Here is a 10,229-nt window from a genome sequence, read left to right on the forward strand (position 1 = left end):
GGACGGTGCGCGCTCAGCTCGCGCTGAAACGTGCATCTCACTATTTGGACAGCTAGTATCGTCCTATGGGACAGGATAGCGCATCCGCGGTCAGCAGCGGAATCGGCGTACTCGACAAATCCGTGGCGGTACTCCACGCCATCGCCGAGGCCCCGTGCAATCTCTCGGAGTTGTGTGGGCGCACCGGACTTCCGCGCGCCACCGCACACCGGCTCGCGGTCGGCCTCGAGACCCATCGCTTCCTCGCACGAGACATCACCGGACGCTGGCAACCGGGGCCGGCGCTGGGCGAACTCGCCGCCTCCGCCCATGATCCCGTGACCGAGTCCGCGTTGATGGTCCTTCCCCGACTCCGTGACATCACCGGCGAATCCGTCCAGGTCTACCGCCGCGAAGGTGCCGAACGTGTGTGCGTGGCCGCGATGGAACCGCCCACCGGCCTGCGCGACACCGTGCCCGTCGGAACACGCTTCCCGATGAGCGCCGGCTCCGCAGCCAAGGTCCTGCTCGCCTGGGCCGACCCGGCAACGCAGCGCGCGCTGCTGCACGACAGCGTGTTCAGCGAGCGAGCCCTGCACGAGATCCGACGCCGCGGCTGGGCCCAGAGTGCCGGCGAACGCGCGGCGGGCGTGGCGAGCGTCTCGGCGCCCGTGCGCGACGGTAATGGTGACGTCGTCGCCGCGATCTCGGTCTCCGGCCCCATCGACCGCATGGGTCGTCGGCCGGGTGCCCGCTGGGCCGCCGATCTCCTCGCCGCCGCCGACGCGATCCACAAGCGGCTGCAGACCTCCCGCGCCTGACCCGCCGCCGCCGGCGTTCCCGGCGTGACCGTTCCGCGCAGCGGACCGGTCGGATAGCTTCGTCACATGGGAGTCAACCAACGCAACCAGATCGTCATGTCCGACGCCGAGATCGAGGAATTCGTCGCGCGCAGCCGCACGGCCACCCTCGCCACCACGGGCCCCGACGGTGGCATCCACCTCGTCGCCATGTGGTACGGGGTCGTCGACGGCGAGATCTGGTTCGAGACGAAGTCGAAGTCGCAGAAGGCGGTCAACCTCCGCCGCAACAACCGCTGCACCGTGATGATCGAGGACGGCGACACCTACGACACGCTGCGGGGCGTGAGCTTCGAGGGGACCGCCGAGATCCTCGACGACCCCGATTCCTGCCTGAAGGTCGGGATCAGCGTCTGGGAGCGCTACACGGCGCCCTACACTGAGGAATCACGCCCCTTCGTCGAGCAGATGATGCACAAGCGTGTGGCCGTCCGCCTGGTGCCCACACGAACCCGTTCGTGGGATCACCGCAAGCTCGGCATCCCGGAGATGCCGGCGTCGGGAAGCACCGCCCAGTTCCTGTGAATCCGCCCACCCGATAGGCGGATCCCCCTCGCCCGTGTCGCGATGTGATCATCGCAACACGGGCGAGATCGTCTGCACCACAAAGAAAAACACCCTCCCTCTGCAGTGCAGAGAGAGGGTGTTTCTGTAGCCCCGACGGGATTCGAACCCGCGCTACCGCCTTGAGAGGGCGGCGTCCTAGGCCGCTAGACGACGGGGCCTTGGAACTTTGTTGCGATCAAGACCTTAGCACGGTCTCGAACTCATTCAGTTCGCTGGGGTACCAGGACTCGAACCTAGAATGGCTGAACCAGAATCAGCTGTGTTGCCAATTACACCATACCCCACGGACTTCCCTTTTCCCTGAGGAAAAGTGCCGAGAAAGACAATAGCAAAGGGTTACCGGAAGTCCACAAACGTGCAGCTCAGAGGCCTATTTCGCAGCGATCTCACGAGCCGCGGCCAGACGGGCGAGGGTCTTGTCGCGACCCAGGATCTCCATCGACTCGAAGAGCGGCGGACTCACCTGCGAACCGGTGACGGCGACGCGCACCGGACCGAACGCCTTACGTGGCTTGAGCTCCATACCGTCGACCAGAGCCGCGTTGAGGGCGTCCTGCAGCTCCTGGGTGGTCCAGGACGTCAACGGCTCGATGGCGGCGATGGCGGCGTCGAGAACGGCCACTGCGTCGGCTCCCAGGTTCTTGCTCGCGGCTTTCTCGTCGATCGTGAACTCATCGTCGGACACGTAGACGAACTTGATGAGGTCCCAGGCGTCGGCGAGTACCTGGATGCGCGTCTGCACGAGTTCGGCCAGTGCGGCGAATCTCACATCGTCGACCGGCTCCGACAGGTGTCCGTGACCGATCAGGAACTCCTTGAGGCGCGCGCTGAAGTCACCGGTGTCGAGCCGGCGGATGTGCTCGGCGTTGATCGCGTCGGCCTTCTTCTGATCGAAGCGCGCCGGATTCGAATTCACCTGCCGCACATCGAAAGCGGCGATCATCTCGTCGAGCGAGAAGACATCGGTGTCGCTGGAGTAGCCCCAGCCGAGCAGCGCCAGGTAGTTGAGCAGACCTTCCGGGATGAATCCACGGTCGCGGTGATGGAAGAGGTTCGACTGCGGGTCGCGCTTGGACAGCTTCTTGTTGCCCTCGCCCATCACGAACGGGAGATGGCCGAACTCCGGGACGAACTCTGCGACGCCGATGCGGATGAGTGCCTCGTACAGCGCGAGCTGACGCGGCGTCGACGAGAGGAGATCTTCGCCGCGCAGCACGTGAGTGATCTTCATCATGGCGTCGTCCACGGGATTGACCAGCGTGTACAGCGGGTCGCCCGACGCACGCGTCAGCGCGAAGTCCGGAACGGTGCCCGCCTTGATCGTCGTCGTACCGCGGACCAGGTCGTCCCAGGAGAGATCGGTGTCCGGCATCCGCAGGCGCACAACCGGTTTGCGGCCTTCGGCGCGGTAGGCCGCGCGCTGTTCGTCGGTGAGGTCGCGATCGAAGTTGTCGTAGCCCAACTTGGGATCACGTCCGGCCGCCTTGTGACGCGCCTCGACCTCCTCGGGGGTGGAGAAGGCCTCGTAGGCCTCCCCTGCCTCGAGAAGGCGTGCGACGACGCCAGCGTGGATGTCACGACGCTCCGACTGACGGTAGGGACCGTAGGGTCCACCGACCTCGGGTCCCTCGTCCCAGTCCATTCCGAGCCACCGCAGGGCATCGAGGATGGCCAGGTAGGACTCCTCGCTGTCACGGGAGGAGTCGGTGTCCTCGATGCGGAACACGAAGGTTCCACCGTCATGACGCGCCTGGGCGAAGTTGAACAGCGCGGTCCGTACGAGTCCGACATGGGGTGTACCGGTCGGTGACGGACAGAATCGGACTCGTACGGCTTCACTACTGGTCATGACCGTCAGGGTATCGAAACCCCGTCGAGCCCTGACCGGCGCGTTCAGTCCCGGAAACGCCCGCAGAAGTCGACGAGGACGCGGTTCACCTCGGCCGGTTGTTCGAGATAGCCGAAATGCCCGGCACGTTCGATCTGTACGTACTCCGCACCCGGGATCGCCTCGGCCACCTCACGCGCGAGGTGGGGCGGCAACGTGCGATCGTCGGCGAACCCGACGACGAGTGTCGGGCGCGTGATGTTGCGATACGCCGAGAGTCGGTCCGACTCCTTGTTGTGGAGCTCGAGCTGAGCGCGCACCCCCGGGGTCACCGTCTGCGGCGAGAACCCGATGATGTCGAGCCAGTCCCGTGCGGAGCGGTCGTCGTCGAGCGTGTGCGGCGACAGGTTCAGATGAGCCGTGATCGCGGCCTCGTACTCCGGCGGCAGCTTGATCTTGTTGTCGTAGAGCGCACGCTCACCGGCCGAGATCGCTTCCTGCAGTGGCGTGTTGCGGCCGTAGGTGGCGATCAGAACAGCGGCCTTGACGACGTCGGGCCGCGCCAGGGCGAGTTCTTGGGTGATCCGGGCGCCCAACGAGGTTCCCACGACGATCGCCGGACCACGGCCGAGATGTTCGATCAGCGCGGCGGTGTCGGCGACCATGTCATCCAGGCCGAAACCCTCGGGACATTCCGACGACGGGGCGATGCCACGGTTGTCGAACGTGACGACGGTGTAGCCGGCCTTCACCAGTGCCGGTTCCTGATTGGCCTTCCACACGCGACCGGGACTGCCCGTGCCCATGACCATCACGACCAGCGGGCCGCTCCCGGCCACGCTGTAGGAGATGTCGATGCCGTTGACGCGTGCCGTATTGGGAGCTGTCATGCCTTGTCCACCACCGGGTTGGAGAGCGTGCCGATTCCGTTGACGGTCACCGAGACCCGCTGTCCGGCAACCATGGGTCCCACACCCTCGGGCGTGCCCGTGAGAATCACGTCGCCGGGGAGCAGGGTCATGATCCGTGTGATCCACTCGACGATCTCGCCGATGTCGTGCAGCATCAACGAGGTCCGCGTCCGCTGCTTGACCTCACCGTCGAGTTCGGTGACGAGTTCGACGTCGGAAGGGTCGAAGGAGGTCTCGATCCAGGGACCGAGCGGACAGAAGGTGTCGTAGCTCTTCCCGCGCGTCCACTGTCCATCGATCTTCTGCTGATCCCGGGCGGTCACGTCGTTGGCGATCGTGTAGCCGAGGATGACGTCCTTGGCCTGTGCGGCCTTGACATCCTTGCAGGGCCGGCCGATGACGACGGCGAGCTCACCTTCGTAGTCCACGCGTTCCGACGACGGCGGACGCACGATCGGGACCTCGGGTCCGATGATCGAGGTGTTCGGCTTGATGAAGATCACCGGGTCCGCGGGCGCCTCACCACCCATCTCGGCCGCGTGGGAGGCGTAGTTCTTGCCGATGCAGATCACCTTGCTGGCCAGGATCGGGGCCAGCACACGGACGTCGGCCATTTTCCAGGAACGTCCCGTGAACGTCGGGGTGCCGAACGGATGCTCGGCGATCTCCTTGGCGACGGCGTCGTCGCCCTCCCCTTCGACGGACACGAAAGCCACTCCGTCGGGACTCGCAATTCGACCTAAGCGCATGTCCAGACCCTATCGCACCGACCGATCCCATCCGTTGGGAGCCGAGTTGGCGGACCCGGCCAGCGGTTTTAGAATGTGAACAGTTTGTTCCATATTCTGAGATTCAGACGATGCGAATCCGCGTGTGCAACGGGAGAGGTGAGTTTCATGGATGACGCCAGAGTCATTTCCGACACCAGACGGTGGGTCATCCTCGGTTGTTCACTTCTCGCCGCGCTGACCACCACCTGCGTCGTCAGCGGCATCGCATATCTGATTCCCTCACTGCACACCGACGCCGGACTCACCCTGACCGAGGCGTCGACCCTGGCCGCCATTCCCACGATCGGCCTCACCACCGCGACCATCCTGTGGGGAATCCTGCTGGACCGCTATGGCGAACGCCGGATCCTGGCGATCTCCCTGTCGATCTCGCTGGCCGGCGCCACCGGCGCGGCCGTGGCCGCGGCCGTCGACGCGTCGTATGTCGTCGTCGGTGCGGCTCTCCTGGTGGGCGGGATCGGTTCCGGTGCCGCCAACGGGGCCAGCGGCCGAATCGTGGTGGGCTGGTTCCCCGCTCATCAACGTGGCACCGCGATGGGCATCCGCCAGATGGCGCAACCCCTGGGCATCGGCGTGTGCGCATTGACGATGCCGGTCGTCGCTGCGACCCAGGGACCCGCTGCGGCGCTGGCGATCCCGGCCGTGATCACGGCCGCGGGGCTGCTGGCCGTGCTCGTCGGGATCAGCGACCCGCCGCGGCGTGCGGCCCCGAGCGGAACCGGCGATGTTCCGGCCACCCGTCCAAACCCGTACCGCGGCAATTCGTTCCTCGCGCGCGTCCACGCCGTCAGCATGCTGCTCGTCATCCCGCAGTCGATGATGTGGACCTTCGTGCCCACCTGGCTGATCGTCGCGCACGACTGGTCACCGGCCGCTGCGGGCTTGCTGATCACCGTGACCCAGGTGATCGGCGCGTTCGGCCGGATCGCCGCGGGCCGATGGTCGGACGCGTGGCTGTCACGGATGCGCCCCGTTCGCATCATCGCCGTGACCGGGGTTGCCTCGATGTGCGCTCTCGCACTGGCGGATTGGTTCGACAGCCCGGTCGCTCCCGCGCTGATGGCGGTGGCGAGCATCATCTCGGTTGCCGACAACGGGCTGGCGTTCACCGCCATCGCCGAGTTCGCGGGTCCCGACTGGAGCGGGCGCGGACTCGCGGTACAGAACACCGGCCAGTTCCTGGTCACCGCCGCGACCACGCCCGTACTGGGTGCGCTGATCGCCGCTGCCGGTTTCCCGGCTGCATTCGCGGTCACCGCGCTCGCACCGCTGGTCGCCGCCGCCCTGGTCCCCAATGATCAGGATCTGCGGGTCGAGGAACTGGCCGAGGTCTGACCCGCCCCGCAAACACGGCGGATACAGATCATCCCACCACCCGGGTCGGGTGGTGGGATGATCTGTATCCGGTGGATCTGTGGCGATCCGCCAAACGTCTCAGCTGAGCCGTTGGCGGATGCGCTTGCCGACCTCGCTGGTGTTCACCGGTCCGCTGCGTTCGGCAAGGTCATCGGCGACGGCCTTCTCGATCCGTGCCGCGGCGTCGTTCTCGCCGAGATGCCGGAGAAGCAGCGCCGTCGACAGGATCGCCGCGGTCGGATCGGCCTTGCCCTGGCCGGCGATGTCGGGTGCCGAGCCGTGAACCGGTTCGAACATCGACGGATTCGCGCCGGTGGCATCGATGTTGCCCGACGCCGCGAGTCCGATGCCACCGCTGACGGCAGCCGCGATGTCGGTGATGATGTCGCCGAACAGGTTGTCGGTGACGATCACGTCGAAGCGGCCCGGATCGGTGACCAGGTAGATGGTCGCCGCGTCCACGTGGCAGTAATCGGTGGTGACGTCGGGGAATTCGGCGCCGATCTCCTCGACCGCGCGGCTCCACAACGATCCGGCGAAGCCGAGCACGTTGGTCTTGTGGACCAGGGTGAGCTTCTTACGACGCTGCTGCGCGCGCTGGAACGCGTTGCGCACCACACGTTCTACGCCGAAGCGGGTGTTGACGCTGACCTCCGTCGCCACCTCGTGCGGGGTGCCGACGCGGATCGCGCCGCCGTTGCCGGTGTAGGGCCCCTCGGTGCCTTCACGGACCACGACGAAGTCGATCTCCGGGTCGCCCGCCAGCGGCGAGGACACACCCGGGAACCGGCGCGACGGGCGCAGGTTCACATGGTGGTCCAGGGCGAAGCGCATGGTGAGCAAGAGACCGCGCTCGAGGATTCCGGGCGGCACCGACGGATCGCCGATGGCTCCCAACAGGATTGCGTCGTGACGACGCAGCGACTCGAGGTCGGCCTCGGTGAGGAGTTCACCGTTGCGGTGGTAGCGGCGAGCGCCGAGATCGAACTCGGTGGTGCTCACCGACGGGACGACGGACTCGAGGACGCCGAGCGCCTCCCCGATGACCTCGGGGCCGATGCCGTCGCCGGCGATGACGGCGAGCTTCACGACAGATCCACCTGGACGATCAGGGTGGCGCCCACGGCCGCACCGATGGCCTCGACGACCTCGTCGGCCAAGACGCTGCTCACGCGCAGCATCATGGTGGCGCCTCCACCCTCGACGTCCTGCGACAGGCCAGCCGCGAGGATGTCGACGCCGGCATCGCCGAGCAGGGTGCCGATCTTGCCGAGCGAACCGGGACGGTCGGCGTAGCTCACGATCAGGTTGTGGCCCTCGGCGCGGAGGTCGAAGTTGCGTCCGTTGATGTTGACGATCTTCTCGACGAGACGCGGCTCGGTGAGCGTGCCGGAGACGTTGTGGATCGAACCGTCGGCGAAGACGGCCTTGACGTCGACGACGCTGCGGTGGTTCGGGCTCTCCGGAGCGGTGGTCACCTCGCTGGTGACACCACGGCTCTCGGCGACGGCCGGGGCGTTGACGAAGGTGACCGGCTCGTCGAGGACGGCCGAGAACAGACCGCGCAGAGCAGAGAGTCCGAGCACCTCGACGTTCTTGGCGGCCAGTTCGCCGCGGACGTCGACGACCAGCGAGGTCGGCGGCTCCTTGCTGATGGCGCCGACGAGGACACCGGCCTTGCGGGCGACCTCGAGCCACGGTGCGACCTCTTCGTCGATGGCGCCGCCGGTGATGTTGACGGCGTCGGGCACGAAGTGACCGGCCAGGGCGAGACGCACGCTCTTGGCGACGTCGGTGCCGGCACGGTCCTGGGCCTCGCTGGTGGAGGCGCCGAGGTGCGGGGTCACGACGACCTGCGGGAGGTCGAACAGGGGCGAGTCGGTGCAGGGCTCGGTGGCGAAGACGTCGAGGCCGGCGGCGCGGACCTGACCGGAGTTGATGGCGTCGGCCAGTGCCTGCTCGTCGATCAGACCACCGCGGGCGGCGTTGACGATGACGACACCCTTCTTGGTGCGGGCGAGCTGCTCGGCGCCGATGAGGCCGAGGGTCTCCGGGGTCTTCGGCAGGTGCACGGTGATGAAGTCGGCGCGCTCGAGGAGCTCGTCGAGGCTGACCAGCTCGATGCCGAGCTGAGCGGCGCGGGCCGGCGACACGTAGGGGTCGTAGGCGATGATGTGGGTCTCGAAGGCGGCCAGACGGGCGGCGACCAGTTGGCCGATGCGTCCGAGACCGACGACGCCGACGGTCTTGTCGAAGATCTCGACACCGTTGAACGCCGAACGCTTCCAGGTCTTCTCACGCAGGGTGGCGTCAGCGGCCGGGATCTGGCGCGACGCCGACATCAGCAGCGCGATCGCGTGCTCGGCAGCGGTGTGGATGTTGGAGGTCGGCGCGTTGACGACCATGACACCGCGAGCGGTGGCGGCGGGGACGTCGACGTTGTCCAGACCGACACCGGCACGCGCGATGATCTTCAGCTTCTTGCCGGCGTCCAGGACCTCGGCGTCGACAGTCGTCGCGGAACGCACGAGGATGGCGTCGGCGTCGACGACGGCCTCGAGCAGCTTGGGACGGTCCGGGCCGTCGACCCACCGCACCTCGACACCGTCACCGAGTGCTTCCACGGTGGACGGCGCCAGTTTGTCGGCGATGAGTACAACCGGGCGGCCAGCAGAGCTCACAGTCTTTTCTCCAGGTTCGGGGCAGGTGCGATTTCTCACCTTTGGCGGGACGGAGCGTCGGAGACTCTCCGTACCACAGCTTAAAGGTCTGGTCGATGGCTCAGAACAGGCGGTCTACCCCAAAAGAGGAGTCGCCTCCGTGCGGCTGGGTAGAGTGTGACGGGCATTACGACACGCTGTTGCCTGCATCACGGAAGGGTTGCAAACCGACCGCGGGTCGATCCCACGCAGGAGCGAACGACGGTGGCTCCCGGTACGGTGTGTTTGACCGCCTGCCGCGATGAGTTGCGGCAGGCGTTTCGGCGCATTGCGAAATCAGAAGTGGAGAGCGGATGACGAAGAAGCTGACGGCACTGTTGGCGGTTTTGGCTGCGACGGTGCTGGCCGGCTGGGGAGCGGGCGTCGCGGTCGCGGCCCCGGCGAAGATCTTCCTCGGGGGCGGCTCAGGAATCCTGGTTCTCAAAGGTGGGAACTCGGCTGCGGCCTGCACCTTGACGACGATCGGCCGCTCGAAGACCGGCAAACTGATCGGCATCACCGCGGGCCACTGTGGCAACCCCGGCCAGAAGGTCTATTCGGAGACCTTCCAGGACCGTGGACAGGCCGGCACCATCACCTACTCGGCCTCCGACCTCGACATGGCGATCATCGAGATGGACGCCTCGCGCGTGGTGCCGCTCCGGACCGTCCGTGGCGTGACGATCCGATCGGTCGACACCCGGCCTATCGGCTTCCCCACCATTGCCTGCAAGGAAGGCCGCACCACCGGCAACACCTGCGGCATCGCCTGGTTCTCCGACGGCGACGTCCATCTGAGCCAGCTGTGCGTGATCGAGGGCGACTCCGGTAGCCCGGTCGTCGTCGGCGACCGCCTCGTCGGCATGGTGAACGCCTACTACTTCCTCGGCTGCTTCGGCCCGGAGACCGGTACGAACATCAAACCGATCCTCGACCGGGTGGCCTCGCTTCCCGACTACAAGGGATACCGCGTCGCCTGACGTCTGATCGAACTTCCCTCGCGACGCCCCGGGTTTCCACCCGGGGCGTCGCGCTTTCCCGGGGCCCTACGAAAACCCACCCTTTTTCGGCATTTCCACCAGCCCGCCCGCATCCTGTCAGGCTGTTTGTGAGACAGCTGGCGGGGTGTGCGGGGATCGGAATGGGTGATGACTATCAGTGTCGAGGTCGGCCGTACTCCTAGTGGGCAGCGGTCGTATCCACTCGGTTTCAAAGTCGAGTTCCTGCAGTTGTGGGAT

At 66.5% G+C, this 10,229-nt stretch carries 9 protein-coding genes and 2 tRNA genes; 4 read left to right on the top strand and 7 right to left on the bottom strand.

Going from position 1 to position 10,229, the window contains the following annotated elements; genetic code table 11:
* Positions 1–65 precede the first annotated feature (65 nt).
* Positions 66–800 (top strand): IclR family transcriptional regulator, encoded by a 735-nt coding sequence (locus tag NWF34_RS06510; protein ID WP_006434791.1) that lies wholly within the window; start codon positions 66–68, stop codon positions 798–800.
* Between the two features lie 66 nt (positions 801–866).
* Positions 867–1,364 carry a PPOX class F420-dependent oxidoreductase gene (locus tag NWF34_RS06515; protein ID WP_258324424.1) on the top strand — a complete coding sequence of 166 codons (498 nt, stop codon included), beginning with the start codon at positions 867–869 and terminating at the stop codon, positions 1,362–1,364.
* Positions 1,365–1,491: 127 nt separating this feature from the next.
* Here the strand turns inward: NWF34_RS06515 and NWF34_RS06520 are convergent.
* The 5 genes from NWF34_RS06520 to NWF34_RS06540 all read right to left on the bottom strand — a co-directional run bounded on the left by NWF34_RS06520 (position 1,492) and on the right by NWF34_RS06540 (position 4,894).
* Positions 1,492–1,564 (bottom strand) — tRNA-Glu (locus NWF34_RS06520).
* Positions 1,565–1,618: 54 nt separating this feature from the next.
* A tRNA-Gln gene (locus tag NWF34_RS06525) sits at positions 1,619–1,690 on the bottom strand.
* 86 nt (positions 1,691–1,776) lie between these two features.
* Positions 1,777–3,255 carry a glutamate--tRNA ligase gene (gene gltX / locus NWF34_RS06530; protein ID WP_159405882.1) on the bottom strand — a complete coding sequence of 493 codons (1,479 nt, stop codon included), beginning with the start codon at positions 3,253–3,255 and terminating at the stop codon, positions 1,777–1,779.
* Between the two features lie 44 nt (positions 3,256–3,299).
* Entirely contained in the window at positions 3,300–4,124 is an 825-nt protein-coding gene (locus NWF34_RS06535; protein WP_159405881.1) for an alpha/beta fold hydrolase, read from the bottom strand.
* Complete coding sequence (locus tag NWF34_RS06540) at positions 4,121–4,894, bottom strand: fumarylacetoacetate hydrolase family protein (RefSeq protein WP_258324425.1); 774 nt, start codon at positions 4,892–4,894, stop codon at positions 4,121–4,123. The genes NWF34_RS06535 and NWF34_RS06540 overlap by 4 nt, the downstream gene beginning before the upstream one ends.
* A 138-nt stretch (positions 4,895–5,032) precedes the next feature.
* Here NWF34_RS06540 and NWF34_RS06545 point away from each other — a divergent pair, with 138 nt between their 5' ends.
* Positions 5,033–6,271, top strand: coding sequence for an MFS transporter (locus NWF34_RS06545; protein ID WP_223121894.1), 1,239 nt, complete (start codon positions 5,033–5,035; stop codon positions 6,269–6,271).
* Positions 6,272–6,370: 99 nt separating this feature from the next.
* Here the strand turns inward: NWF34_RS06545 and NWF34_RS06550 are convergent, their stop codons facing one another.
* Positions 6,371–7,381: a 3-isopropylmalate dehydrogenase gene (locus NWF34_RS06550; protein WP_159405879.1), complete on the bottom strand. Its 1,011-nt coding sequence runs from the start codon at positions 7,379–7,381 to the stop codon at positions 6,371–6,373.
* Positions 7,378–8,973, bottom strand: coding sequence for a phosphoglycerate dehydrogenase (serA, locus tag NWF34_RS06555; protein WP_159405878.1), 1,596 nt, complete (start codon positions 8,971–8,973; stop codon positions 7,378–7,380). The genes NWF34_RS06550 and serA overlap by 4 nt, the downstream gene beginning before the upstream one ends.
* A 332-nt stretch (positions 8,974–9,305) precedes the next feature.
* Here serA and NWF34_RS06560 point away from each other — a divergent pair, with 332 nt between their 5' ends.
* Positions 9,306–9,971: a trypsin-like peptidase domain-containing protein gene (locus NWF34_RS06560; protein ID WP_006434784.1), complete on the top strand. Its 666-nt coding sequence runs from the start codon at positions 9,306–9,308 to the stop codon at positions 9,969–9,971.
* Positions 9,972–10,229 lie beyond the last annotated feature (258 nt).

It is taken from the genome of Gordonia sp. GONU (genome assembly GCF_024733855.1).
GTDB classification, from domain to species: domain Bacteria; phylum Actinomycetota; class Actinomycetes; order Mycobacteriales; family Mycobacteriaceae; genus Gordonia; species Gordonia amicalis.

What these genes read in the sequence shown, in the direction of transcription:
- NWF34_RS06510 (WP_006434791.1), top strand. Translation starts at nt 66, where the DNA reads ATGGGACAGGATAGCGCATCCGCGGTCAGCAGCGGAATCGGCGTACTC.
- NWF34_RS06515 (WP_258324424.1), top strand. Translation starts at nt 867, where the DNA reads ATGGGAGTCAACCAACGCAACCAGATCGTCATGTCCGACGCCGAGATC.
- gltX (WP_159405882.1), bottom strand. Translation starts at nt 3,255, where the DNA reads ATGACCAGTAGTGAAGCCGTACGAGTCCGATTCTGTCCGTCACCGACC.
- NWF34_RS06535 (WP_159405881.1), bottom strand. Translation starts at nt 4,124, where the DNA reads ATGACAGCTCCCAATACGGCACGCGTCAACGGCATCGACATCTCCTAC.
- NWF34_RS06540 (WP_258324425.1), bottom strand. Translation starts at nt 4,894, where the DNA reads ATGCGCTTAGGTCGAATTGCGAGTCCCGACGGAGTGGCTTTCGTGTCC.
- NWF34_RS06560 (WP_006434784.1), top strand. Translation starts at nt 9,306, where the DNA reads ATGACGAAGAAGCTGACGGCACTGTTGGCGGTTTTGGCTGCGACGGTG.